The 25,393-nt window shown below is 64.4% G+C and carries 28 protein-coding genes; 7 read left to right on the forward strand and 21 right to left on the reverse strand.

The genetic code is table 11. From position 1 onward, the window contains the following. The first annotated feature begins 103 nt into the window (after positions 1–103). The 6 genes from AC1D1F_RS08530 to AC1D1F_RS08555 all read left to right on the forward strand — a co-directional run bounded on the left by AC1D1F_RS08530 (position 104) and on the right by AC1D1F_RS08555 (position 6,553). Entirely contained in the window at positions 104–1,033 is a 930-nt protein-coding gene (locus AC1D1F_RS08530) for a LysR family transcriptional regulator (protein ID WP_477696894.1), read from the forward strand. A gap of 86 nt (positions 1,034–1,119) precedes the next feature. After that, entirely contained in the window at positions 1,120–2,034 is a 915-nt protein-coding gene (locus AC1D1F_RS08535) for a ketopantoate reductase family protein (protein WP_477678894.1), read from the forward strand. Between the two features lie 294 nt (positions 2,035–2,328). Continuing rightward, positions 2,329–3,084, forward strand: coding sequence for an SDR family oxidoreductase (locus AC1D1F_RS08540; RefSeq protein WP_477678893.1), 756 nt, complete (start codon positions 2,329–2,331; stop codon positions 3,082–3,084). Between the two features lie 110 nt (positions 3,085–3,194). Then, positions 3,195–3,599, forward strand: coding sequence for a cupin domain-containing protein (locus tag AC1D1F_RS08545; RefSeq protein ID WP_477678892.1), 405 nt, complete (start codon positions 3,195–3,197; stop codon positions 3,597–3,599). 320 nt (positions 3,600–3,919) lie between these two features. After that, positions 3,920–4,732, forward strand: coding sequence for a formate/nitrite transporter family protein (locus AC1D1F_RS08550; RefSeq protein WP_477696895.1), 813 nt, complete (start codon positions 3,920–3,922; stop codon positions 4,730–4,732). A 75-nt stretch (positions 4,733–4,807) separates the two neighbouring features. Next, positions 4,808–6,553 (forward strand): bifunctional protein-serine/threonine kinase/phosphatase, encoded by a 1,746-nt coding sequence (locus AC1D1F_RS08555; protein ID WP_477696896.1) that lies wholly within the window; start codon positions 4,808–4,810, stop codon positions 6,551–6,553. A 9-nt stretch (positions 6,554–6,562) separates the two neighbouring features. On the opposite strand, the gene AC1D1F_RS08560 is transcribed toward AC1D1F_RS08555, so the two are convergent. The 6 genes from AC1D1F_RS08560 to AC1D1F_RS08585 all read right to left on the reverse strand — a co-directional run bounded on the left by AC1D1F_RS08560 (position 6,563) and on the right by AC1D1F_RS08585 (position 11,370). Continuing rightward, positions 6,563–7,045, reverse strand: coding sequence for a hypothetical protein (locus AC1D1F_RS08560; RefSeq protein ID WP_477678787.1), 483 nt, complete (start codon positions 7,043–7,045; stop codon positions 6,563–6,565). Positions 7,046–7,245: 200 nt separating this feature from the next. Further along, entirely contained in the window at positions 7,246–8,328 is a 1,083-nt protein-coding gene (locus tag AC1D1F_RS08565; protein WP_477678786.1) for a Bug family tripartite tricarboxylate transporter substrate binding protein, read from the reverse strand. Positions 8,329–8,784: 456 nt separating this feature from the next. Next, positions 8,785–9,240 carry an EVE domain-containing protein gene (locus AC1D1F_RS08570; RefSeq protein WP_477679109.1) on the reverse strand — a complete coding sequence of 152 codons (456 nt, stop codon included), beginning with the start codon at positions 9,238–9,240 and terminating at the stop codon, positions 8,785–8,787. Between the two features lie 358 nt (positions 9,241–9,598). Then, complete coding sequence (locus tag AC1D1F_RS08575) at positions 9,599–9,988, reverse strand: hypothetical protein (protein WP_477679108.1); 390 nt, start codon at positions 9,986–9,988, stop codon at positions 9,599–9,601. An 82-nt stretch (positions 9,989–10,070) separates the two neighbouring features. After that, entirely contained in the window at positions 10,071–10,451 is a 381-nt protein-coding gene (locus tag AC1D1F_RS08580) for a hypothetical protein (RefSeq protein ID WP_477679107.1), read from the reverse strand. A gap of 310 nt (positions 10,452–10,761) precedes the next feature. After that, a complete protein-coding gene (locus AC1D1F_RS08585) occupies positions 10,762–11,370 on the reverse strand; it encodes a hypothetical protein (RefSeq protein WP_477696898.1) in 609 nt (202 codons plus the stop codon). A gap of 212 nt (positions 11,371–11,582) precedes the next feature. Between AC1D1F_RS08585 and AC1D1F_RS08590 the strand changes: the two genes are divergently transcribed. After that, positions 11,583–11,795, forward strand: a complete 213-nt coding sequence (locus AC1D1F_RS08590) for a GSU2403 family nucleotidyltransferase fold protein (RefSeq protein WP_477696904.1) — start codon at positions 11,583–11,585, stop codon at positions 11,793–11,795. Between the two features lie 16 nt (positions 11,796–11,811). Here the strand turns inward: AC1D1F_RS08590 and AC1D1F_RS08595 are convergent, their stop codons facing one another. From AC1D1F_RS08595 to AC1D1F_RS08665, 15 genes are all read right to left on the reverse strand, one after another. Then, on the reverse strand, positions 11,812–12,489 hold the full coding sequence (locus tag AC1D1F_RS08595) for an alpha/beta family hydrolase (protein WP_477679211.1): 678 nt from the start codon (positions 12,487–12,489) through the stop codon (positions 11,812–11,814). Positions 12,490–12,514: 25 nt separating this feature from the next. Continuing rightward, on the reverse strand, positions 12,515–12,787 hold the full coding sequence (locus AC1D1F_RS08600) for a YkvA family protein (protein ID WP_477679210.1): 273 nt from the start codon (positions 12,785–12,787) through the stop codon (positions 12,515–12,517). Positions 12,788–13,042: 255 nt separating this feature from the next. After that, positions 13,043–13,291, reverse strand: coding sequence for a hypothetical protein (locus AC1D1F_RS08605; protein WP_477679209.1), 249 nt, complete (start codon positions 13,289–13,291; stop codon positions 13,043–13,045). A 45-nt stretch (positions 13,292–13,336) separates the two neighbouring features. Then, positions 13,337–13,546 carry a hypothetical protein gene (locus AC1D1F_RS08610; protein ID WP_477679208.1) on the reverse strand — a complete coding sequence of 70 codons (210 nt, stop codon included), beginning with the start codon at positions 13,544–13,546 and terminating at the stop codon, positions 13,337–13,339. 19 nt (positions 13,547–13,565) lie between these two features. Next, positions 13,566–14,843 (reverse strand): amidohydrolase family protein, encoded by a 1,278-nt coding sequence (locus tag AC1D1F_RS08615; RefSeq protein WP_477696899.1) that lies wholly within the window; start codon positions 14,841–14,843, stop codon positions 13,566–13,568. A 23-nt stretch (positions 14,844–14,866) separates the two neighbouring features. After that, a complete protein-coding gene (locus AC1D1F_RS08620; RefSeq protein ID WP_477677437.1) occupies positions 14,867–15,325 on the reverse strand; it encodes a hypothetical protein in 459 nt (152 codons plus the stop codon). Positions 15,326–15,396: 71 nt separating this feature from the next. Further along, positions 15,397–16,131: a GNAT family N-acetyltransferase gene (locus AC1D1F_RS08625; protein WP_477677436.1), complete on the reverse strand. Its 735-nt coding sequence runs from the start codon at positions 16,129–16,131 to the stop codon at positions 15,397–15,399. Further along, positions 16,131–17,063 carry an ABC transporter permease gene (locus AC1D1F_RS08630; RefSeq protein ID WP_477696901.1) on the reverse strand — a complete coding sequence of 311 codons (933 nt, stop codon included), beginning with the start codon at positions 17,061–17,063 and terminating at the stop codon, positions 16,131–16,133. Before AC1D1F_RS08630 ends, AC1D1F_RS08625 begins: the two co-directional genes overlap by 1 nt. Next, entirely contained in the window at positions 17,060–18,130 is a 1,071-nt protein-coding gene (locus tag AC1D1F_RS08635) for an ABC transporter permease (RefSeq protein WP_477677434.1), read from the reverse strand. The genes AC1D1F_RS08630 and AC1D1F_RS08635 overlap by 4 nt, the downstream gene beginning before the upstream one ends. Then, the gene (locus AC1D1F_RS08640) at positions 18,127–19,677 is read right to left on the reverse strand and encodes an ABC transporter ATP-binding protein (RefSeq protein ID WP_477677433.1); all 1,551 of its coding nucleotides are present in this window, start codon (positions 19,675–19,677) and stop codon (positions 18,127–18,129) included. Before AC1D1F_RS08640 ends, AC1D1F_RS08635 begins: the two co-directional genes overlap by 4 nt. A gap of 133 nt (positions 19,678–19,810) precedes the next feature. Further along, the gene (locus tag AC1D1F_RS08645; protein WP_477677432.1) at positions 19,811–20,776 is read right to left on the reverse strand and encodes a 5'-methylthioadenosine/S-adenosylhomocysteine nucleosidase; all 966 of its coding nucleotides are present in this window, start codon (positions 20,774–20,776) and stop codon (positions 19,811–19,813) included. Positions 20,777–20,801: 25 nt separating this feature from the next. Beyond that, positions 20,802–21,806, reverse strand: a complete 1,005-nt coding sequence (locus tag AC1D1F_RS08650; protein ID WP_477677431.1) for a BMP family protein — start codon at positions 21,804–21,806, stop codon at positions 20,802–20,804. Between the two features lie 171 nt (positions 21,807–21,977). Continuing rightward, entirely contained in the window at positions 21,978–22,619 is a 642-nt protein-coding gene (gene upp, locus AC1D1F_RS08655; protein ID WP_477677430.1) for a uracil phosphoribosyltransferase, read from the reverse strand. A gap of 73 nt (positions 22,620–22,692) precedes the next feature. Further along, positions 22,693–23,985, reverse strand: a complete 1,293-nt coding sequence (locus AC1D1F_RS08660) for a URC4/urg3 family protein (protein ID WP_477696902.1) — start codon at positions 23,983–23,985, stop codon at positions 22,693–22,695. Then, a complete protein-coding gene (locus AC1D1F_RS08665) occupies positions 23,978–25,279 on the reverse strand; it encodes a GTP cyclohydrolase II (protein WP_477700697.1) in 1,302 nt (433 codons plus the stop codon). The genes AC1D1F_RS08660 and AC1D1F_RS08665 overlap by 8 nt, the downstream gene beginning before the upstream one ends. Positions 25,280–25,393 lie beyond the last annotated feature (114 nt).

Consider the following 25,393-nt stretch of genomic DNA (forward strand, 5'->3'; position numbering starts at 1 on the left):
CACTCCTTGGGTTGTTGATGGAGTGAATGATGGGATTTGGATTGCCTTTTGATAAGCCGGTAATGACTTGAATTATCTTCAAGCATTGCTTTAAGATGAGGCGATGGAAACCCTGGCCAACCTCGAATCCTTTGTGCGCAGCGCCGAAAGCCGCAGCTTCTCGGAAGCCGCGCGGCGCCTGGCTTTGACGCCCGCAGCCGTCAGCCGCAATGTCGCGATGCTGGAGCGCAACCTCGGCGTGCGCCTGTTCCAGCGCTCCACGCGCAAGCTCACCCTGACCGAGGCCGGCGAGCGCTTCCTGGTCTCCATCGCCGGCAACCTGGACGCGCTGCAGTCCGCCATCGCGGCGCTTGCCGATGACGGCGGCGCGCCCGCCGGCACACTCAAGGTCAGCATGTCTCCGACCTTTGGTGTCGAACACATACTGCCGCTGCTGCCGGCCTTTCTTGCGCGCTACCCCCTGGTGCGCCCCGACTGGTATTTTGAAAATCGCCCGGTCGACCTGATCGCCGAGGGTTATGACGCCGCCATAGGCGGCGGCTTCGAACTGGCGCCCGGCGTGGTGTCGCGCCCGCTGGCTCCGATTCATCTGGTCGCCGTGGCCTCGCCCGCCTACATGGCCGGCCGCCCGCCGCCCACCGACCCCGCGGGCCTGGCCGGGCTCAGCGGCATCGTCATGCGTTCCAGCGCCACGGGCCGGCTTCGCCAGTGGGTGATGCGCGACACGGCCGGCGCCGAAATGCCGGCCGCCCAGGCCGAGTCGGTGCTGGTGAACGACCCGACCGCCATGCGCGTCGCGGCGCTGATGGGCCTGGGCGTGACCTTGCTCGCCGTGCCTGACGTGTTGCCGCAACTGGAACGCGGCGAACTCGTCAGGCTGCTGCCGCGCTGGTATGTGGATGCGGGCGCCATCTCGATTTATTACGCCACGCGAAGTCAGATGCCTGCCAAGACCCGTGTCTTTATCGATTTTGTGGCCGAGGCCTTCGAGCGCAATCAACTGGCCCGGCGTTTTGCCGGCAGCCTCGGTTAGGTTTGCCTCCCGCCGCCAGCAGACAGGGCGGACTTGAAACACAATCGCTGTCTTCACATCTCCCGCCAAGCGGAAGGCAGCTCTCCATGACCCAATCCCTCAAAGTCGCCGTGATGGGCGCAGGCGCCGTCGGTTGTTATTTCGGCGGCATGCTGGCGCGAGCCGGGCATGAGGTCGTGCTGATCGCGCGGCCGCAACATGTGGATGCCATCGCGCGCGACGGCCTGCGCATGGAAACCCGCATGTTTGACGAACACGTGCGCCTGGCCGCCAGCAGCGACCCGGCCGCCGTCAAGGGCGCCGACCTGGTGCTGTTCTGCGTCAAGTCTACCGACACCGAATCGGTCGGCGCGCTGATACGGCCGCATCTCGCGGCCGACACCCTGGTGCTGTGCCTGCAAAACGGCGTGGACAACGCCGACCGCCTGCGCGCCGTGCTGCCCGACGTCGCCGTGGCCGCCGCCGTGGTCTATGTCGCCACCGAAATGGCCGGCCCCGGCCACCTCAAGCACCACGGCCGCGGCGACCTGGTCATCGAGCCTTCGGCACTCAGCGACGCCGCCGCGCAAGCCCTGGCCGCCGCCGGCGTGCCCACCGAGATCTCCGCCAATGTGCGCGGCGCGCTGTGGGCCAAACTCATCCTCAACTGCGCCTACAACGCCGTCTCGGCCATTGCCCAGCTGCCTTACGGCAAGACAGTGCAGGGCGTGGGTGTCGTGGACGTGATGCGCGACGTGGTTGCCGAATGCCTGGCCGTGGCCAAGGCCGAAGGCGTGCAGGTGGCCGGCGACGTGCACACCGCCGTCGAAAAGCTGGCCGGCAGCATGCCGAACCAGTACGCCTCCACCGCGCAGGACCTGGCGCGCGGCAAACCCACCGAGATCGACTACCTCAACGGCCTGATCGTGAAGCGTGGTGACGCGCTGGGTGTGGCTGTGCCGGCGAACCGTGTGCTGTGGTCCATGGTGAAGTTGCTTGAAGGCAAGGCCGCAGCGGGCTGAGCGGCTCTTCCTTAACGGTTTTTTCCTTGTCGACACAGCTTGATGAATGACTCCTTCCCCCTCTGGGGGAAGGCAGGGATGGGGGCCTGCGGCGATCGATTGCCGGGCTGGCTTGGAACAGGTAAGCGGGAGAGCCCCTATCCCAGCCTTCCCCCAGAGGGGGAAGGAGGAAGAGGGAAGGGCGCAAGCGTCACAAACCGGCTGCGTCAATCGTCATAGAGGCAGGTGGTACTCAATTTCGAGCCACTCAGCCTGGAGGAACTCCCCCTCTACCCTGAACCAGAAAGTGCACACATGAAAATCGTCGTCATCGGAGGCTCAGGCCTCATCGGATCCAAACTCGTCAACATCCTTCGCCAGCGCGGCCACGAGGCAGTAGCAGCATCGCCGGCGTCGGGCGTCAACACCCTCACCGGCCAAGGGCTGGCCGAAGTCCTGGCGGGCGTCCAGGTGGTGGTCGACGTGGCCAACTCGCCCTCGTTTGAGGACAAGGCCGTGCTGGAATTTTTTGAAACTTCGGGCCGCAACCTGCTCGCGGCCGAAGCGGCCGCCGGTGTCACGCACCACATCGCTCTTTCGGTCGTCGGCACCGACAAGCTTGTGGAAAGCGGTTATTTCCGCGCCAAGATCGCCCAGGAAAAACTCATCCGGGCCGCCGGCATCCCGTACACCATCGTCCACTCGACCCAGTTCATGGAGTTCCTGGGCGGCATCGCGCAGTCGGGCACCGAGGGGCAGACCGTCCGGCTGTCGCCGGCCTTTGTGCAACCCATCAGTTCCGACGACGTGGCCGCCGCGATGGCCGACTACACGCTGGGCGCGCCGGTCAACGGCACGGTCGAGATCGCCGGGCCGGAAAAGGTGCGCTTGCCTGATCTTGTCCAGCGTTTCCTGACCGCAAGCAATGACCCGCGCAAGGTCGTCGCCGACCCGCAGGCACGCTACTTCGGCGCCGAGCTCAAGGACGACACCCTGGTGCCCGTTGGCAAGGCGCGCCTGGGCACGATCCGGTTTGAGGAATGGTTCAGCAAATCGCAGGCGCGCGTTTAAGCGAGGCTGCAAGAGGTGGGGCGCTGGTCACAAACCAACGCCCTGAATCGTCTTAAGGGGAGGTGCCTCAATTCCGAGCCGCATCAAGCAACCCCGTGAAAGCTCCCATCATGAAAAAAATCTGCCTCTCCCTGTTTCTCGCAAGCGGCGCCTGGCTCGCCCAGCCGGCCCTGGCCGCCGGCCCCGAAGGCGTGCGCGTCACGCCGGTGATGGCGCAAGACCTAGCCGATTTGCCGGGTAAAGAGGGGCTGATGATCACCGTCGACTACGCCCCGGGCGCGGCCGACCCGGTGCATCGCCATCTTGCGCATGCCTTTGTCTATGTGCTCGAGGGCTCCATCGTCATGCAGGTCAAGGGCGGCAAGGAAGTCACGTTGACGGCCGGCCAGAGCTTTTATGAAGGCCCCAAGGACATCCACACCGTGGGCCGCAACGCCAGTACCACCCAGCCCGCGAAATTCCTGGTGCTGCTGCTCAAGAAGAAAAAGGCCGAGGTGCTGGAACTGGTCAAGTAGCCATCGGCGCCAGCCGGCCCGCAGGCACCAAAATGTCAAGCCCGCCGCGGCCCGGTGCACGCATTTGGGGCAATGCGCGCCTGCTGCCGTCGCAAGGCGGGGCAGAAAAGCCGGTTTCCACCCGTCTTCCCCACGGCACGGTAGTTGCTTTTACCTACCCGTCCGGCTAATGACGGCTGGGCATGGCGTGGCCCGCGGGCCGCTGCCCGGCGGATTCAATGGATAACGGCGTCCACTTCCAGCCTCCCATTTTTTGGGGGCGCCTGGGGGTGGATTTTTTTTGGCCTTTTGAGGCCCACAACTACAGACGAGAGGATCGTATGGCGTATTTAGTGCCTTCGGAATTTGTGACCAAGATGGTGGACGCGGGGGAGTCCAAGATCTTCATGTCCACCCGCGACACCGTGATCCGGGCCTACATGGCCGGCGCCATCCTGGCCTTGGCGGCCTGGTTCGCCGTCACCATCAATGTGCAGACCGGCCAGCCCCTGCTCGGCGCCGTGCTGTTCCCGGTCGGTTTTGTCATGCTTTACCTGTTCGGCTTCGACCTGCTGACCGGGGTGTTCGTGCTGTGCCCGCTGGCGCTGATCGACAAGCGCCCCGGCGTCACCCTCAAGGGCGTTCTGCGCAACTGGGGCCTCGTCTTCACCGGCAACTTCCTGGGGGCCTTTACGGTGGCGGTGATGATGGCCATCTACGTCACCAACGGTTTTTCCACCGAGCCCAGCGCGGTGGGCAAGGCCATAGGCGTGGTAGGTGAAAACCGCACCCTCGGCTACCAGAAGTACGGTGCGAACGGCATGCTCACCTTGTTCGTGCGCGGCATGCTGTGCAACTGGATGGTGTCGGCCGGCGTGGTCGGTGCGATGATCTCCACCCAGGTCAGCGGCAAGGTGATCGCGATGTGGATGCCCATCATGCTGTTTTTCTACATGGTGTTCGAGCACTCGATCGTGAACATGTTCCTGTTCCCCTCGGGCTTGCTGCTGGGCGCGCACTTCACCATCATGGACTACCTGATCTGGAACGAAATCCCGACGGTGCTGGGCAACCTGGTGGGCGGCCTGGCCTTTACCGGCTTGACGCTGTACGCCACGCACATTAAAACCGGACCCGTGCGTTCCATCAAATAATCCGCCTTTAAAACAAAGCAACCTCAAAAATCCCCCGCGCATGCAAACATGCGCGGGGGATTTGCGCCACCCCACATGTCCACTGAACTGAAGATATCGGCAGGCCAGTATTCGGACAAGGGCCGCAAGGAGACCAACCAGGATTTCCACGGCATCTACGTGCCGGTGGAGCCACAGCTGAGCGCCAAGGGCATCGCCATCGCGCTGGCCGACGGCATCAGCAGCAGCGCCGTCAGCGACGTGGCCAGCCAGTACGCCGTCACCGGTTTCCTGGAAGACTATTTCTGCACCTCGGAAGCCTGGTCGGTCAAGACCTCGGCCGAGCGGATCTTGAGCGCCACCAACTCCTGGCTGCATGCGCAGACACAGAGAAGCCAGTACCGCTACGACAGCGACAAAGGGTATGTGTGCACCCTGAGCGCCATGGTCATCAAGTCGACCACGGCGCATATCTTCCATGTCGGCGATTCACGCATTTACCGGCTGCGCGGCAAGGTGCTGGAGCAGCTGACGAATGACCACCGCGTGTGGATTGCCCAGGGCCAGAGCTACCTGGGCCGCGCGCTGGGCTTCAAGCCCCAGCTTGAAATTGACTACCAGACCCAGCCGGTGGAGCAGGGCGACATCTTCTTGCTGGCCACCGACGGCGTGTATGAACACATCACCGAGCACGACATGACCGCCATCATCCGCGGCGGCGCCGATGCGCCCGAAGGCCTTGAGCTTGCCGCCAGGGCCATTGTCGACAAAGCCTTCCAGCGCGGCAGCGAAGACAACCTCACGGTCCAGCTCGTGCGCGTCGATGCGCTGCCCCGCCGCGAGGCCGGCGAGATGCTGCAGCAGCTCTCAGGCCTGCCGCTTCCGCCCATCCTCGAGGCCAGGACGGTGTTTGACGGCTACACCATCGTCCGTGAAGTGCGGGGCAGCAGCCGCAGCCACATCTACCTGGCCACCGACAACGACACCGGCGCGCTGGTCATCCTCAAGACGCCGTCCATAGACCTGGGCGGCGATCCGGCTTACCTTGAGCGCTTCTTGACGGAAGAGTGGATTGCCCGGCGTATCAACAGCGCGCATGTGCTCAAGCCTTATGTGCCGACCCGCAAGCGCCACTATGTGTATGTGGCCACCGAATACATCGATGGGCAGACGCTGAGCCAGTGGATGATAGACAACCCCCGGCCCAGCCTGGAGGTGGTGCGCGGTCTGGTCGAGCAGATCGCCAAGGGCCTGCGTGCCTTCCACCGGCACGAGATGCTGCACCAGGACCTGCGGCCCGAGAACATCATGATCGACGGTACGGGCACCGCGAAAATCATCGACTTCGGCGCCACCCGCGTGGCCGGCCTTGTGGAGGCGGACACACCCGGCGGCCACGAGGACATCCTGGGCACGGCCCAGTATTCAGCGCCCGAGTATTTCCTGGGCGAGGGCGGCACCCCGCGCTCCGACCTCTTCTCGCTCGGCGTTATCACCTACCAGATGCTGACCGGCAAGCTGCCCTATGGCGCCGAGGTGGCCAGGTGCCGCACGCGTGCCGCGCAGGACAAGCTGCGTTATGACTCGGTGCTCTACGAGGATCGCGAGATCCCGGCCTGGATAGACGAGGTGCTGCGCAAGGCCGTGCACCCCAACCCCGCGAAACGCTACGGCGAGTTGTCGGAGTTTGTCCACGACCTGCGCCATCCCGGGCAGGCTTTCCTGCACAAGACCCGCCAGCCCTTGCTGGAGCGAAACCCGGTGGCCTTCTGGCGCGGTGTGTCCCTGATCCTGGCGGTGGTGGTTGTGGTGCTGGTGGCGCTGAAGTCTACGGCCGGCTAGGCCTTGGTCTTAGCGGATGCCGCCATAGTCCGCCAGCAGCCCGGGCAGCGCCCGGTCGGCGATCTGCAGCTGCTCGGGGCTGAACTGGGCCAGCAAGACCTGCGCGGTGGCGTCCAGCGTGGCCAGCATGTTGGAGCGCCTTTGCGCGTCGGCCAGCAGGTACTGGAAGGCGTCTTTCGCGTTCTGTTCGTCCACGATGCGCATGCCGGCTGGGCCGCTGGTCGCCATGTCCAGGAAACGCCCCCGGAAATTCTCCCAGGCCGGGCCTTGCTCTTTTGTAATCTGCAGCGCCACCCGCAGGTCAAACAGCCTGCGGCTCACCTGCTCCCAGCGTGACTGGACGCGCGGCGCCTGCGGGCCTTCCGCCTGGGCCTCGCCGGGGCGAGGGGCGCGCGCCCCTCCGGTGTTGTACTGGGCATGGCTGGTGCAAGCCAGGCCCGCCAGCAGCAGGGCCGCGGCCCCCGCTCGCCAGTGTGCCGATGAAATATGCATGTCCTCTTCCTGTGGTTGACGCGCAGCCTTGCGCGCCCCGCCTATTTTCAAGACGCTTGCGCGTCCGGCAGGTAGTGCTTCGGTAAAGGCAGAGTAAACCACAGCCGGGCGGCCGCTTCCGGCTCGCGGGCCGGCGCATTCCGGGGAAGGGAGAGAGGGTGGGGCGAAGGCGCGAAAGCCTTGCCCCGTTCAGCGGCCGCTCAGCTGTCGGCCCGTATACCGCGCAGCATGATGATGCCGCCCAGGTTGCGAGTGTCGGCGCGCATGCGCGTGCGCAGGCCTTCGGCCGTGGAGGGCGCCGGCTGCCAGCCCACCGTGATCAGCCGCTGGCGCGTCTCGCCGGTCTTGAGCACGTCGATCAGCGCCGCGCCCAGCTTGTCGCGTACCGCGGCCGGCAACGAGGCCGGGCCGGCCAGCGCGGTGAAGAGTTCCATGTCGGCGCCCATGATGCCGACCTCGCGCAGGGTCGGCAGCTCCGGCACCAGCATGCTGCGCGTCTCCGAGGTCACGCCTATCACCTTCATCTTGCCGGCCTTCACCTGCTGCATCGCCAGGCCAGGCGGCAGCAGCGCCGCCTGCAGCTGGCCGCCCAGCATGGCCGTGATGATCTGCGGGTTGCCGGGATAGGGCACATGCATCACGCCCAGGCCGCCGCTGCGGCTCTTGATCAGCTCCATGCCCAGGTGGCCCGGCGTGCCCGCGCCCGGCGAGCCGTAGTTGGCCTTGTCGCCCTGGTTGCGCAGCCAGGTCAGCCATTCCTGCGGCGTGCTGCCCTGCGCGAAATTGCTCACCACCATCACCATGGGCGTCGTGCCGATCAGCGCGATCGGCGCCAGGTCCACGGCCGGGTCGTAAGGCGCCATCGGGTTCAGCAGCTTGGCAATCGTCAGCTGGCTGTTGTTCATCACGCCGAAGGTGTGCAGGTCGGTTGCCTTGGCCACCTGGTCGGCCGCGATGATGCCCGAGGCGCCGGCCTTGTTCTCCACAATCACCGGCTGGCCCAGGGTCTTGGACAGTTGCTCACTGATGGAGCGCGCCGACAAGTCCTGCACCGAGCCCGGCGGGAAACCGATCAGCAAGCGTATCGGCTTGGTGGGCCACTCGATGGCCACAGGCGCCGCGGCGGCGGGCTTCGCGGCCGCCGGTTTGGCGGCGACCGTGAGCTTGCCGCTCGCCACCTTGCCTGAGGGGATGGGAGTGGCCTGGCCAAAGGCCGCCGGCGATGCCGCCGCCAGCAAAGCCGCCTGCACCAGCAGTGCGCGCCGTGGGAGAAGTCGTGTCATGAGAAGCCCTCTGTTGGAGTAAAAAACCAGATCTCGTGGGACTCAAGACAAGCGGGGCGGCATGCCGACCCCCGGCAGCCCCCCTGGCCATGCCCGCAGCCAGTGCCGCGGGCAGTTCACCGCTCCCCCTCTTGTCGTCCCGCCCTTGTTGTTCAAATCATTGTGTTGATCGGCCCGTGCAACGGTCAACCTGTCAGGGCTGACAGGGTTGGGGGGCACAGAAGGCCGGGTGAGCGGGAGAGGGATGCGTCGTCAAACGCTATGTACACAGACGAAGTACCGGTCTTGGCGGCGCTGGGTGCTAGTGTCAGGAATGACAGTGACGAATTGGGCGGCGGCCGCGCTGTTGTGTGTTTGTCACGCGGCTCAGGGTATTGGGCGGCATTGGTTTTTTGCGCCCTGAACCATTGGTATGCGCCGTGCCCGGGCACAGAGAACCAAAGACTTAGCGTCTATTCAGCGCCCGACGATTGCCTTCCAGTGCCTGGGCTCCACCGGCGTGATCGACAGCCGGTTGCCCTTGCGCAGGATGATCAGGTCTTCAAGCTCGGGCCGCGCGCGCAGCTCGGGCAAGGTGATGTTGGGAATCTTCTTCGTCACTTGCACATCGACCAGCAGCCAGCGCGGCTCCTCGCGCTTGGACTTGGGATCGTAGTAGGGCGACTTCGGGTCGAACTGCGTAGGGTCGGGGTAGGCCGTAGACGCCACACGCGCGATGCCGACAATGCCCGGCTCGGCGCAACTCGAGTGGTAGAACAGCACGCCGTCCCCGACCTTCATCCCGTCACGCATGAAGTTGCGCGCCTGGTAGTTGCGAACACCGACCCAGGGGACTGTCGAGTTTTTCGCCGAGAGCGCATCGTCGACGGAGCACTCTTCGGGTTCGGATTTCATGAGCCAGTAGCTTGTCATGGGGGTGGCCTTGATGGGTGTAATCGAGATGGCTTGATTTTTTTTTGGACAGTTTAATGCGAGGCGAATGAACTTCTCAGGCCTATCAGTTGGTATCGATACGAGAAATAGTGCGTATTCCAGTGCAACACTGCCACGAGTTCCAGTCCAAAACCGCCGCCCATTCCAGTTCAAGGTAGGCGGCTCATTCCAATTAAAATCCGCCGCTTGGGCGGGCTTGCTTCATGGCCTCCAGCCGATCAGACTTTTGAGAACTTGCGTTTGCATTGTTGACGCATTGACTCGCTTTTTAGCTCCCACCCGCTACGAGTAGCCGCTGACCAAGCGATCAAGGATCGCATCTGCTACGGTAGCGGCTTCACGCGGACCATAGGCGGCCTCTATTGACAACTTTTCCTTCAATGACTTCAGCTTTCATAGCTCCGCCGCGAAGGGGCCCCATCAGAAAGTCAATGTAGTAGTGACTACCATCTTGATAGGGAGCAATGTTTGCCTCACCCATTTCGTGTGATTCGTTCGCTTTTACTTTCAGCTTGTTCTCGGCAAAGAGCTTGAACGACACTAGCTGACGGCACTCAGTGCTTCTATCAGTAATGAGCCATGCCTTGCATACAGGGGTATGCGGTTCATCTTCGTCAATAGACATTGGCTCATGCATAGCTACCCAAACGCCGCGCTCAAGTTGAGCAGGATGGTTCTTCGACCAGTGTTGCTTGATGAAATCAAGAAGAGTTACTTCATTGTTCATGATTTGCGTGCCGAAAAAACACTATCGAATGCTTGGGGTAAAGACGAACAAAATTGCGGCGTCTTCTATCGGGGACGCTCGTTCATTTTGGGTTTACCCAGTGACGAACGGCCTCGCCCTGGTGATTCACGTAGATTGAAGTTTGACCACCAAATTGGCTTTGGCAAGCACCAATGACCCAATGCTCGGGACTCAGCGTCAACGAGAAACCCGGGCGCCAAGGCAACGAATTTTCCATGGCGTAGGTGCGAGCGACAGACATTGCAGCAATAGGATCTAGAGACGCTACTTCGGGAATGACATTCCCATTGGTTTGGCTGACTCGAATGATGCGCTCACATTCAGCTTGAATCTGCCATTCGCCGTTGTCAAGTTCGAGCCAGTACGGTGGTTGCCATGGCCACCCCCGGTCACGCGCAGAGATGCAAGCAATCCTAAATGCTTCGATTTCGTCTGTAACCATATGCGCCGTCTAGCAGACGGGGATAGTTGAGCTGCTAATCACTATAGCTCACCGCTGGCGGTGGAATATGCGGTGGTGCAGGAGAAGGATGTGCCGGTACCCAACAAGCTGGTGACGGCCTGACGAGAGCGTTCCTGGTGCGGAATGGTTCGACACATCCCTCGATGAAATTAAGTCGATCATCGATTTCACAGGCTCCATCCGCCAGTGACAGCATTGGCCGTTTACTAGGGAGCGCTCTAGTCGGTGTGAATTACGGCTTTTGCAGCGCGTTCGTCAATTGTGAATCGCTGCGAACGACATTGTGGGCCTACCGCACGACGCCGTCTTTTCTCATCTGGGCAAATACTCGTCCCACAAGTGCCTTGCTGCAGTCTCCATAGTTGCCGCATAGGAAAGGATTCAGGTTCTCGTGTTTGGTGACGGCCGACCACGTCTGTTTGTACGCGTTTCCTCCGACTTTTTCAAACAGGCTGAAATCCCAGGCCGTATCCCCATTCCAGCCAAGATCCCGGTTGCCAATAACTTCGGTTCGCTTGGTGAAAGAAAGGGCCTTTATAACTAGAACTGGTTGGTTGGAGGAAGGGTAGGGGATACCTGAACGTAAGGCTTTGACAGAGATTACTTCGACTTTTGCGTCGATTCCCGCTGCCTCTGCTTCACTACGAGCGCTTGCTACCAAGTGGTCGATGAAGCCCTGGTAGTCGGCGGACTTTGATGCGAAAGGCACGGAGCCCTTGTAGGAGGAAAAAGCTGCGCTGATTACGTCGTTGTCGATCAGTACCACCAGTTTTTTGGAAATGGGGGCTCGGTTTGGCGTAGCAGCCATCCGAGTTTCGGTAACACCCGTACAACCGGAAATCCCCAGGAGGACAAGGAAAATCCAGAAACTTTTTTGCAATCCCAAAAATCCCGTCATTTCACACTCCCTTGTTATTTGTCTTTGAAGGTTAGCTGCGACTGGCTGTGGAGTACGCGGTGGTTCAAGAGAAAGATTTGCCGCTACCCAACAATTTGGTGAATGCCTGAGCGCGATGTCTTCTGAATAAGCACGCAAGCTCCCTGTAACAGCCCCCCGGGATGGTGGTACCCAACATGGCTAAATGTTACCAGTTGGCACGCCCTCTGCTTATGGTTGTTGGTGTGAATGGCGGCATGGCCCGCATTCGCACGGTGCACCCGCTGGACTTTGCCCGCATCAAGCACGAGCTTTCCCGGAACAAGGACCGCGACTCACTGAAGAAAAACAAGGACCGGCAGGCGGAGATGGTGGAGGTGCTGGTCAGCGGTACCTGCCTCAGCTGGCAAAACCAGCCACACGCAACGCAGGCCGTACCGTGTTGATGCACGTGCGGGGAAGCTAGCGCGTCGTCATCCACGCGGCCATGGCATCCAGCAGTTCGTCGCGCACCTGCGCATCGGTGCGGCCTGAACGCACCAGCACATGAAAAGCGTGGTCGGCGCCGTGCACGATATGCAGGCTGGCCTTTTTGCCGAGGCTTGCGGTGGTCTGCGTGATCAGGTCCAGGTCGGCGAGGGCATCGCGCGTGCCCTGCAAAAAGAGCATGGGCAGCTTGACGCCCGCCAGGTGCGCGGCGCGTTCGATGGAAGGCTTGCCGGCCGGGTGCAGCGGAAAGCCCACCAGCACAAGGCCCTTCACCCCGGGCAATGGCTCAGCCGCCTGCGCCTGCGTGCTCATGCGCCCGCCGTATGACTTGCCGCCGGCAAACAGAGGCACACCAGCAGGCATATGCCGCGCCGCTTCAGCGACCGCTGCCCGGATCGCCGCATGCGCCACGGCGGGGGAATCCGGGCGTTTTGAGCCTTGTTCCATGAACGGAAAATTGAAGCGCAAGCTGGCGATGCTGCGTTCCGCGAGGCCGTGGGCGATGGACGCCATGAAAACGTGGTCCATGCCCGCGCCGGCGCCGTGGGCGAACACGTAGCAAGCCTCAGCGCCGGCCGGCTTCTGCAGCAGGCCGGAAATGGTTGCGCCGGAAGGGAGCGCAATCGTCAGTGAAATGGGACGCGTTGACATCAAGGGAGAGCGTGCGGGGTGGCATTCATTCCTGGGGTTTTGCCTCAGGATCGGCGATCCCGGGCGGCAGGCGATTCAGCAGCCAGCGGATCGCCAGCGGAACCAGCACCAGGTCGTCGGCAATACCGATGACGGGCAGCATGTCGGGGATGAAATCAATCGGTGAGAACAGGTAGAGCGCAATCGCCGCGGTACCCCATTTCAACCAGGCGGGCGCTTCGGGGTGGCGCAGGGCCGTCCACAGCCGCCGTGCATCGCCGCGTACCAGAACCCAGAGCAAAGTCAGACGTTTGAACATGAATACTCCTTGGGTGAGGATGCAAGCCCGGCGGGCCGCTGGCATCCAGATGGTGCTGCTTGCCTGGGCTGCAAGGGCACAAGCAAGGCGTTACATTCGCGCGCCGGCGTGCGGATTGTTCTTTCTTCCTCCTTCCTCCTTTGGGGGAAGGTTGGGATGGGGGCCCGCGGCGTTTGATGACACCGCCGCTTTGGGTTGGAGGCCGGTTGGCCCCCATCCCTGCCTTCCCCCAGCGGGGGAAGGGGTAAGAGGAGGTCAGTGCCCCAGATCGGCCACCAGCTTGTTGGCCGCCTGGACAGCCTCATCGCGCGTGGGCCAGGTCCTTTCGTCGCTGTCGTGCAGGGGCGGCAGCGATTCAATATGCACCACATCGATGTACCAGGGACCGTCGGGGAGATGGCACAGCCTGGCCATGTAGTTGCGGCCATTTGCGACACCGGGAACGTATTCCTCGATCGGTTCCGGCTCTTCCGCTTCTTCGGCTTCTTCTGGTTCGGGGTTCATCGCATTTCTTTCTTTCCAAATCCTGATTATCCGCAAAGGGTGCGGCTAATCCTTGAGGTCCACGTTGAGCGCCGCGAGCTTTTTGGCATAAGCATCCCTGCGTTTGGCGGCTTTGTCCGCGGTCTCGACGGCCATCTGGATCGCCTTGGGGCCTTTGGCCGCAACGGTTTTGATCAAGCCGAATTTATAGGCGGCCTCTGCTTCCGCCTTCCTGTAAGTGGCGATGAGCTCGGCATGGGCGATGGATGGATTCATGAGTAGCTCTTTATTGGCTCTATCGAGCAACCATAAAACCAGTCGCGGCCGGCCGGCCCGGCAGCGACAACTGCGCCGAGACTTCGGGCGTCTGCGCCAGCAGCATTCCCTTCTTCCAAACCTTCAGCCGATTCGCCCGCAAGCGGATCGCCTCCACCGGATCCCGCGTCTGCAGCAGCACAAAACTCGCGTCGCAGCCCACCTCCAGCCCATAGCCTTCGAGGTGCATCACCTTCGCGGCGTTGACCGTCACCGCATCAAAACACTGGCGTATACCTTTCTGGCTGGTCATCTGCGCCACGTGCAGGCCCATGTGCGCGACTTCGAGCATGTCGGCGCTGCCCATGCCGTACCAGGGGTCCATCACGCAGTCGTGGCCGAAGGCGACGTTGACGCCGGCGGCCATGAGTTCGGGTACGCGGGTCATGCCTCGGCGTTTCGGGTAGCTGTCGTGGCGGCCCTGGAGTGTGATGTTGATCAGGGGGTTGGCGATGATGCTGACGCCGCTTTCGGCGATCAGGGGCAGCAGCTTGGAGACATAGTAGTTGTCCATGCTGTGCATGGAGGTGCAATGGCTGCCGTTGGCGCGGCCCTGCAGGCCCAGGCGCTGGGTTTCATACGCCAGGGTTTCGATGTGGCGCGACAGCGGGTCGTCGGATTCGTCGCAGTGCATGTCGACCAGCAAGCCGCGTTCAGCCGCGATCTCGCAGAGCAGCTTGACGCTGGCGGCGCCGTCGGCCATGGTGCGTTCAAAGTGCGGGATGCCGCCGACCACGTCCAAGCCTTTGGCTAGCGCGCGCTTGAGGTTCTCGACGCCGCCCTGGCTGCGCAGCACGCCGTCCTGCGGGAAGGCGACCAGCTGCAGGTCGATATAGGGGGCGACTTGTTTCTTCACTTCGAGCAGCGCATCAACGGCCAGCAGGCTGGCATCGCTGGTGTCGACGTGGCTGCGGATTGACAGCAGGCCTTTGGCGACGGCCCAGTCGCAGTAGGCGAGGGCGCGCTCGATGATGGCCTCGGCCTTGAGCAGTGGTTTGAGTTCGCCCCATAGCGCGATGCCTTCGAGCAGCGTGCCGCTTTCATTGACACGCGGCAGGCCGTAGCTCAGCGTGGCGTCCATGTGGAAGTGGGGGTCAACGAAGGGCGGACTTAGCAGGTAGCCGGCGGCGTCTATGGTTTCCTTGGCGGGTGCTTGCAGGCCGGGCTCGACGGCGGTGATCTTGCCGTTTTGCACGGCGATGGACATGTTGCTGCGGCCGTCGGGCAGGGTGGCATGGGTGATGAGGAGGTCTAGCATGGCGATGGGCCTTGTGTGGGGTGTCAGCGGGCGCGTTGCGCGCGGTAGCGGTACTGGCCGTCGGCCGGACCGACTTCGATGGTGATGCGGCGCAGCTTGTCGTCATGCCCTGAGGAGGCGCGCGCCGTGAGCACGATGCCGCTCGGCGTTGCGCGGCAGCTGAGGCCGCTGAGCGTGATCTCCGAGTGGTCGTTGTTCATCTCCGTAATCCCCACCGTGTGCTCGGCATGCAGGCTGCCGTTGGCGTCGCGTGCCATCCACTGAACATAAAGAAAAGATTGTGCGTACTGGTCGGCGTGCAGAACGCGATAGGTCCCCTGCTTGTCCTTGCCCCATGTCCCGCACATCTGTACCCAGCTGACCGCGTCGGGTGTCTTGAATGTGTCGTAACTGTAGTTGCTGCCGAGTGCTTGCACATTGGCGCAGGCCAGCGCCAGCAAGGCCGCCAGCAGCGCGCCCCGAGGGGTGGTGGTCCTCGTCATCAGCGCTCTCCTTTGCGATACGGTTTCATCCAGGCGTGGGTGACGAGGAGGTCTGGCATGGCGTGGGCCTTTCAGCTGCGATTTTGCGGGTTCGCGGCCCAGTGCGCGCGAGGCAGGCGGTACACACAGCAGCGCCGTTCAGGATTGTCCGCGGGATAAGCCCAGTGGTCGAATTCGTAGTCAGGGCTTTCCTGCATGCCCAGGCGCTGCATGACGGCGCGCGAACGGGTGTTGCGCAGCGTTGTCATCGCGACGATCTCTTCCAGGCCCAGGGATTCGAAGCCGGCGCGCAAGGCCATACGGCCCGCCTCGCTGGCCAGGCCCAGGCCCCAGAAACGCCGCGCGAGCCGCCAGCCCACTTCCACGCAAGGGCCGAGCGGAAATTGCGGGTCTGGAATGTTGAGGCCGGTGAAGCCGGCGAATTGCGGCGCCTTCGCCCCTTCGGCCAGGTAGTCCAGGGCCCAGAGTCCCCAGCCGCGCTCGCTGATCTTGCGGCTCATGCGGTCTATCCAGGCGTCGCTTTGCTCACGCGTGAGCACGGCCGGAAAGTGTCGCATGACCTCGGTATCGGCCGTCATGGCCGCAAACGGTTCGCGGTCGGCCTCTTTCCAGGGGCGCAGCTGCAGGCGCGAGCTGGCCAGCAAGGCCGGTGCGATGGTGATGGCACTGCCGGGCACCCATTCAATGGGCGCGGCTTCGATGCTACCGCCCAGCGCGTCCAGCAGCAACTGGCGCTCGGCTTGTTTGCGGGCGGTTTTTTCATTGAGGAAGGCCGGGTCGGCGCTTTCCGGTTGGCGGCTGCGCATCAGCGCTCACCCTTGCGGTACGGTTTCATCAAGGCCTGAGGATACGCCGCCTTGCGTGCCACCAGCACCAGCGCGAGGATGGACAGCAGGTAGGGCAGCATCAAATACACCTGGTAGGGCACGTTGACCAGGCCCGAGGTCTGCAGGCGCAGCTGCAGCGCGTCGAAAAACGCGAACAGCAGGGCGCCCAGCAGCGCCTTGCCGGGCCGCCACGAGGCGAACACGACGAGGGCCACACAGACCCAGCCGCGGCCGTTGACCATGTTGAAGAAAAAGGCGTTAAAGGCCGAGAGCGTGAGGAAAGAGCCGGCCACGCCCATCAGGGCCGAGCCGGCGACGATGGCCGCCGTGCGTGTGGCCGCGACCGAGACGCCCTGGCCTTCGGCGGCCTGGGGGTTCTCGCCGACCATGCGGATGGCCAGGCCGGCCGGCGTGCGGTAGAGCAGCCAGGCGACCAGCGGCACCAGGGCCAGCGCCAGCAAGGTGAGCGGGGTTTGCGCGGCCAGGATGTCCAAACCCGTGCCGTCGAGCCAGTGCATGGGCGCAAACGGCATGACGGTGGGCGGCGTGTCGACCTTGGGGAAACTCACGCGGTAGCCGTAATAGCTGAGCGAGGTCGCCAGCAGGGTGATGCCCAGGCCGGCGACGTGCTGCGAGAGTGCCAGGCCCACGGTGAGGAAGGCATGCAGCAGCCCGAAGATGGCGCCGGTCAGCGCGGCCACGGCCACGCCCAGCCACAGCGGCGCACCGGCGTACACGGCCAGCCAGCCGTTGAAAGCGCCTGCCACCATGATGCCTTCGATGCCTAGGTTGAGCACGCCGGCGCGTTCGCAGAGCAGCACGCCCAGGGTGCCGAGGATCAGCGGTGTGGCGATGCGCAATACCGCTATCCAGAAAGGAGCGGCGGTCAAGATGTCAAGCATCTCAGTCATGGCTTGCGCCCCAACACCAGCCGGTATTGCGTCATCAGCGTCGCCACCAGCACCGAAATCAACGAAGCCGCAACAATCACATCGGCGATATAGGTGGGCACGCCGACCGCGCGGCTCATGGTGTCGGCGCCTACCAGCACGCCGGCCACAAACACGGCGGCGGCGATCACGCCCAGCGGATTCAGCGCGGCCAGCATGGCGATCACGATGCCGGTGTAGCCGTAGCCGGGCGACATGTCCAGCGTGACGTAGCTGGTGCGGCCGGCCACCTCGATGGCGCCGGCCAGGCCCGCGAGCGCGCCCGAGAGCAAGGCGACCAGCACCACGGTGCGCGTGACGGGGACGCCGGCGAAGGCTGCCGCCCTGGCGTTGGCGCCCATGGCGCGTATGTCAAAACCCAGCACCGTGTATTTGAGCAAGGCCCACAGCGCCACGGCCAGGCCGCAGGCCCAGAACAAGCCGGTGTGTATGCGCGTCTGCTCGATCAGTTTGGACAGCTCCAGGTCGCCCAGCAGCGCCACGCTTTGCGGCCAACCCATGGCGGTCGGGTCTTTCATGGGACCGTCGAGCATGGCCGAGACAAACAGCAGCATCACGAAGTTGAGCAGCAGGGTGGTGACCACCTCGTCGACGCCCAGCCGCGCTTTCAGCAAGGCCGGCCCCAGCAGCAGCAGGGCGCCGGCCAGTGCCGCTGCCAGCATCATGAGGCCGAACAGCAGCCAGACGGGCAGCTCAAAGCCGGTGCCGCCATGCAGGCCGCCCACGGCCACGGCGGCCAGCGCGCCGGCATAGAGCTGGCCTTCGGCGCCTATGTTGAAGAGGCGCGCTTTGAAGGCCACGGTGGCGGCCAGGCCGGTCAGGATCAGCGGGATGGCGCGCGTCAGGGTTTCGCTGAGCGCAAAGACCGAGCCGAAGCCGCCCTTGAACAGCAGGCTGTAGGTCTGCCCCAGCGGCGCGCCTGCCCACAGCACCAGCAGCGCGCTGACCAGCAGCGTGAAGGCGATCGCGCCTATCGGGGCCAGCAGCAGGGCAAGCTTGGAGACCTCGCTGCGTTTCTCGAGTCTCATGCCGGCACCTCATGCCCGGCTTGGGCGCCAGCCATGGCGAGGCCAATCGCTTCGCGCGTCCAGGCCTCGCCGGGCAAGGCCTCGGTGAGCCGGCCCGCATGCATGACCGCGACCCTGTCGCCCAGCGCGATGACCTCGTCGAGGTCGTCGGAGATCACCAGCACGGCCGCGCCGGCATCGCGCGCGGCGATCAGCTGCTGCTGGACATAGGCGACCGCGCCTATGTCCAGGCCCCAGGTCGGCTGGTGGGCGATGATGAGTTTGGGCCGCTGGGGTGCGGTTTCTGTCGAAGGAGACACCAGCGCTCTACCGAGGATCAGCTTTTGCATATTGCCGCCGGAAAGCGACCTGGCCGCCGTGTGCGGCCCGCCGCCGCGCACGTCGAACTCGCGCACGATGCGCGCCGCATGGGCTTGGGCGGCCTGGCGCTTGACCCACAGTGCCTGGGAGAACGCCTGGCTGCGCAGGCGCTCGGACACGGCGTTTTCCCAGACGCTGAGGTCGCCGACGACACCGACGCCGTGCCGGTCTTCGGGGATGCGCGCCACGCCTTGCGTCACCAGCCAGGCAGGCGAGGCTTTTAAAGGCTGGCCCAGCAAGCTCACCGTGCCCCGGCTGGCTTCGCGCATGCCGCACAGCAGCTCAGCCAGCGCGAGCTGGCCGTTGCCTGAGACGCCGGCAATCGCGACGATCTCGCCCGCCTTGAGTTGCAGCGAGACGCTGTCGAGCCGGTCGCGGCCGGCATCAGCTGTGCTGACGTTGTTGAGTGTGCAGACGGCTGCGCCCGTGGCCGGCGCGGGCCGGCGCTGCGCGGCTGCGACGGCATGGCCCACCATCCACTGCGCAAGCTGTGCCTGGCTGGTGCCGGCGGCCGGCGCCTGGGCCACCAGCTTGCCGGCGCGCAGCACGGCCACACGTTGCGAGACACGCAGCACCTCGGCCAGCTTGTGGCTGATGAAGATGATGGACAGTCCCTGGGCCACCATTTGCCCCAGGGTGTCGAACAGCGCCTCGCTCTCCTGCGGTGTCAGCACGGCCGTGGGTTCGTCGAGGATCAGGATGCGCGCGCCGCGGTACAGGGCCTTGAGGATCTCGACGCGCTGGCGTTCGCCGACCGAGAGGCTGCCGACTTTGGCCTCGGGCGCGACCGGCAGGCCGAAGCGCTGCGCCACGTCCAGCAGCTTCGCGCGCGCAGCACCGCGCCGCGAGAACGGTTGCCACAGCGGCTCGCTGCCCATCATCACGTTGTCGAGCACGCTAAGGTTGTCAGCCAGCGTGAAATGCTGGTGCACCATGCCGATGCCGGCCTCGAGTGCCGCACGCGGGTTGCCGGGCGGCAGCGGCCGGCCGAAGGCCTCGATGCTGCCTTCGTCGGCCGTGTAGTGGCCGAACAGGATGGACACCAGCGTGGACTTGCCGGCGCCGTTCTCGCCGAGCAGCGCGAGGATTTCGCCGGCCTGCAGGTCCAGCGAGATCGCGTCGTTGGCGAGCAGCGGGCCGAAGCGTTTGGTGATGCCGCTGAGGCGAAGGACGGGAGCGGCTGTCACGGTATGACTCCTTCCCCCGCTGGGGGAAGGCTGGGATGGGGGCCGTCGGCGTCTGATGTTGCGCCGTGTGTGTTTGCAGGCCGCAGGCCCTCACGCCAACCCTCTCCCAGGGGGAGAGGGAGTGAAAAGCCCCTCAGGGTGTCCATGCCAGGAGGAACGCCAGCAATACTTTCGCCGAATTGTCCGCGGCGATATTCATGAAGGTCACCATCTCATTGGCGCCGTCCCCTCCACCGGCCAGGTCGCTGAGGGAGCGAAACGCAATGTAGGGCACGCCATTGCTATAGGCCACCATGCCGACGGCGGCGGTTTCCATGTCGAGCACATTGGCGCCAAAGGTCTTGAAGGTGTATTCGCGGAAGGCGGCGTTGTCGACAAAGGCCTGGCCGGAGACGCCGTTGCCGCCGACCAGGAGCTGCGGCTTGTGCGTCAGGCAGACGCCGGCATTGCAGGACTCCAGCGCGATAGGGCCCAGGCCGCGGGCCACGGCCAGCATGCGCGGGTCGACCTCGAACCAGAACTTGCGCACCGGCGCCGGGCTGGCGGCCGTGCGGGTTTCGACGGGGCGCGGATGCAGCATGCCGTAGGGCGCCAGGGTCTGGGCTTCCATGCGCGGCGGGATGGCGAATTTGCCAGGCGCGGTTTCGCGCGCCATCAATACCTCGAGGTACTGGCCCCACTGGGCCGGCACGCTGACGTCGCCGATGTGCAGGCCGGGGTTGACGCCGCCGGCGATGCCGCTGAAGACGATGCTGTGGATGTTGAAGCGGTCCAGCACGAGTTGCGTGTTCATGGACGCGTTGACCATGCTGATGCCGGAGAGAAACAGCACGACCGGCTTGCCCTGCAGCGTGCCGGTGTGGAAGTCGACGCCGTTGATGCGGTGCCGCGCGGGCGCCTGCAGCTGCAGCAGCAGCAGGGTGAGTTCAGGCTGGAAGGCTGACATCACGGCGATGCGCGGTGTTTCGTCAAGCCGCACCGGCGTGCCGGCGGCGGGCCGGGTGGCGCAGCCGGCCAGGCTCAGGGCCAGAAAACCGATGACGACAAAAGCCGACAGCCGGGACGAAAAGATGCGCCGCAAGTCAAACTCAAAATGCATACGGCGCGCCTTTCGGGTTCAGCGATTATTTGGTCGTGGACTTGGGCTGGTTGTCGTCGACCTTGATGGTGGCCTTGCCGTCGAGGATGTCTTTCTCTTTGGCCTTGACCTTGGCGACGATGTCGGCGGGGATCTTCTTCTCGAAGGTGCCCAGCGGGGCCAGTTCGGAACCCTTGTACTTCATCATCGAATACGGGCCGTAGTCCTCGGCCTTGAACTTGCCTTCCTTGACGAGCTTGATGGCGCGGTCGATGCTGGGCTCCATATTCCACAGGGCCGAGGCCACCACGGTGTCGGGGTATTTGTCCTGGGTGTTAATGACGTTGCCGATGGCGAGCTTGCCTTTTTCCTTGGCGGCATCGCTGACGCCGAAGCGTTCGGCGTACATCACGTCGGCCCCTTTGTCGATCATCGCGAAGGCGGCTTCCTTGGCCTTGGGCGGGTCAAACCAGCTGTTGATGAAACTCACGCTGAACTCGACCTTGGGGTTGGTTTCCTTGGCGCCAGCCATGAAGGCGTTCATCAGGCGGTTGACTTCGGGAATCGGGAAGCCGCCGACCATGCCGATCTTGTTGGTCTTGGTGACGCCGCCGGCGATCATGCCGCTCAGGTAGGCCGGCTCCTGGATGTAGTTGTCGAACACCGAGAAGTTGGGCGCCTGTGGCTTGCCCGACGATCCCATCAGGAAAGACACTTTCGGGAAATCCTTGGCGACCTTGCGGGCCGCGGCCTCGACGGCGAAGGCTTCGCCGACGATCAGCGCGTTGCCGGCCGTGGCGTATTCGCGCATCACACGTTCGTAGTCGGCGTTGGAGACGTTCTCGGTGGCCTTGTATTCAATCTCCCCGCGCGCCTCGGCGGCTTTCAGCGCCTTGTGCAGGCGGCTGACCCATTGCTGCTCGAAGGGCACGGTGTACAGCGCGGCGACCTTGGTCTTGGCCTGGGCAAACGCCAGGCCGGGCAGTGCGATGGCGGCGGCGGTGGCCAGCAGCACGAGTTGGCGGCGCTTGAGGCGGGAGGCTTGAAACATGGGACTCTCCGGGTTGGTGGGTTCAGGTTCAGGAAAAACAGCGGCAAAAAATCAAGAGATCACCGTTCCCGCTTTTCCAAGCAGGGGCCGCGGAACCGGCTTTGCCGGGCCGCAGGCGCAGCGGCCCCCTCGGGGGGCAGGGAGCTACACGCAGTGAGCGACCGTGGGGGCTCATTTCGTGCCGAAGATGCGGTCCCCGGCGTCGCCTAGGCCTGGGAGGATATAGCCATGGCTGTTGAGTTCGCGGTCAATGGCTGCCGTGTAGATGGGCACGTCGGGATGCGCGGCCTGCAGGGCCTTGATGCCTTCGGGGCAGGTCAGCAGGCAGACGAATTTGATGGACTTGGGGTTCAGTTCCTTGAGCCGCTCGACGGCCGCGATGGCCGAGTTGCCGGTGGCCAGCATGGGGTCGACGACCACGATGTCGCGCTCTTCCATGTCATGCGGCATCTTGAAGTAGTACTCGACGGCCGTGAGCGTCTTCGGGTCGCGGTACAGGCCGACGTGGCCCACGCGCGCGCCGGGCACCACGCTGAGCATGCCTTCGAGGATGCCGTTGCCGGCACGCAGGATGGAGACAAACACCAGCTTCTTGCCGTCTATGACCTTTGAGGTGGTTTTTTCGAGCGGGGTTTCGATCTCGATGTCCTGCATGGGCATGTCGCGCGTGACCTCATAGGCCATCAGCATGCTGAGCTCGTTGAGCAGGGTGCGGAAGGTGTTGGTGGAGGCGTCCTTGCGGCGCATCAGGGTGAGCTTGTGCTGCACCAGGGGATGGTCTATCAGGTGGACTTTGCTGGGCTGGATGGTCATGTGCGTGTGTGCCTCTGTGGTCTTGTCTTTATTTGTCGTCGCTCTTGTTCCCGGCAGGCTTCCCGGAAAAATTTCAGAAAACCGTGCCGTCGCTTTCGATGTTCAGGGGCGGCAGGCCTTGATGCAATTGCTGTGCCAGCGCGCGCCCCGCGGCCCAGGTGCCGCCTTCGAGCACACAGGCCAGCGGCATCTGTTCAGCGGTCAATCCTAACTGCTCGCGCACCAGCGGCGCGAGTTCGTCGAGCAGGGCCACCGTGAGCGCGCGCCATTCGACGATCAGTTCGTCGCCGGCCTGGTGCAGGCGGCCGGCCTGGGCCGGGTCCTTGAGCAGCAGCACGCCGGCGTCCAGGAACAGGCCGCCGTTGCGGTACTCGGGCAGGCCGGTGAGGGCGTCCAGGCCATTGACCTGCACGCCGGCCCATTCAAAGGGTTCGAGCAGCGAATAGGTGAGCCACTGCGAAAGCTTGTGGAAGGGCATCCAGCCCTGGCTGGGCCCGCCGTCGGCCTCGCCGGCCGCCGAGTGCCGCCAGCAGTCGCCGAGCGGGATGCTGCCCAGCAGGTTCTGCGCGGGCCAGATGGACGACAGGCCGGTGAGCAGGATGGACAGCAGTTCATGCGCCTCGACGGTGTTTTTGCCGGGCAGCACCAGCACCTCGAACAGGTGGCCGGGGCGGCCGCGCGGCCCGAAGAGCGCGGGCTGGTCTTGCAGGGCCTGGCCAAGGCGGCGCAGCAGCGCGGCGCGGCCTTCAAGGCCTATCAGCGGATTGCCCTCGGTGACCTGGAAGGCGGCGGCGAGTTGTTCGGCGGTGACGGCCTTGAGGCCCGCGGCATCGGCCTGCAGCGGGTACTGCGGGTCGCTGGAGAACATGCCGGCCATGAAGGCATGGAAGCTGGCCACGCCCAGGCCTTCGGAGCGGCTGTATTCGCAGCCGGGCCGTTCGCCCTGGGCGGTTTCGAGGTAGCGCCATTGCGGGCCGGCGCCGGCGTCGAGCAGCACGCTGATCAGCGCCAGGTCGATCTGGGCGCGTGCGCGGCCGGCCGCCGTGGCGGAGCCCAGCGCTTCACTGAGCAGGGCTGGGCGGTCGATGCCGCCGGCCTCGAAATGCCGCCAGCGCGAGTGGTAGGGAATGTCCAGGGTTGGATAGCGGGCGCGCGTGATCTCGGCGACCAGGCCCGCGGCGGTGGACAGGGCGCCGTCGTTGACGCTGAACCAGGCCGATTCGCCGCGGCGCGCGCGGGCCAGCAGGGCGGCGGCGCGCGCGCGTATGGTGGCGGTGGATCGCAGTTCGGTGGCGGCGCCTATGCCGCGCAGGTTGCCGGCGATGGTGTATGCGGCATTGACAGGAGGCGTGGTGGCTTCAGGCATCCAGCCCCCGGCCCTTGGCTTTTTTGAGTTCCTCGGCATCGGGTACGGCGCCGGGCGTGAAGTAGCCGGCGGCCATCTTGGCATCCATCTCGACCTGGGCGTCGGCGGGGATCATGTGGTCGGGGATGTTGACGCGCTCGACGACCTCGATGCCGGCGCGCGTGATGGCGTCGTATTTCATGTTGCTCATGGAGACCAGCCGGTGGATTTTCCGGATGCCCAGCCAGTTCAGCACGTCGGGCATGAGCTCCTGGAAGCGCATGTCCTGCACGCCGGCCACACATTCGGTGCGGGCGAAATACTGGTCTGCGGTGTCGCCGCCGACCTGGCGCTTGCGGGCGTTGTAGACCAGGAACTTGGTGACCTCGCCGAGCGCGCGGCCTTCCTTGCGGAAGTAAGACACCAGGCCGACGCCGCCGCGCTGCGCGCCCTGTATGCATTCCTCGATGGCGTGCGTGAGGTAGGGACGGCAGGTGCAGATGTCGGAGCCGAAGACGTCCGAGCCGTTGCATTCGTCGTGCACGCGGGCGGTGAGTTCGATCTCGGGGTTGGCCAGGTCGCGCGGCTTGCCGAAGATGTAGGCGGTGAGGCCGCCTATGGGAGGCAGGAAGACTTCCAGGTCGCTGCGCGTGACGAGTTCGGGGTACATGCCGCCGGTTTCCTCGAACAGCACGCGGCGCAGGTCGGTCTCGCCGCAGCCGAAGCGCCGGGCCACCTCGGGCAGGTACCAGACCGGCTCGACGGCCACCTTGGTCACCATGGCCGCACCGCCGGCGGTGAGGTATTTGCCATCGGCCTTGAGCCGGCCGGACTGCAAGGCTTCAATCACTTCGGGCAGGATGACGTGGGCCTGCGTGACCGCGATGGTCGGGCGTATGTCGTAGCCGGCGGCCAGTTCGGCCGAGAAGACGTCGGCCACGGTGGCGCCCCAGGGGTCCATGGCGACGATGCGGCCGGGCTCGCTCCACTGCGGGTAGGGGCCGATGACGTCGGTGGGCGAGGTGTTGGTGAGATCGGCCTTGTGTTTGGCTGACAGTGCGCCCGAAGCGATGGCGAGCGCGCGGTAGACGCTGTAGGAGCCGCTGTGGGTGCCGATGACGTTGCGGTGGCTGCGTTTGGTGGTGGTGCCGACCACCGGCCCGCGTTCGGCGGGTGTGGCCGCGCCCCAATGGATGGGCAGCGCACCGGAGCCGCCGGCGTGCGAGGTCAGCCTGATGTGGGAGGCGGGGGACGCCGGTGAGGCAGGCGGGGAGGATTGAGGACCGGAAGACGGGGCGGCAACTTCAGCGGGCATTGCGTATCCTTCAAAAAAACCAATGTAGCCATGCGTGCCGGGCTTGACAAGCCCGGCACGCACCGGGTCGCCAATTTGCGACAGCGGTATTGCTCCTTCCCCCGCTGGGGAAAG

It is taken from the genome of Polaromonas sp. P1_H6 (assembly GCF_056405195.1).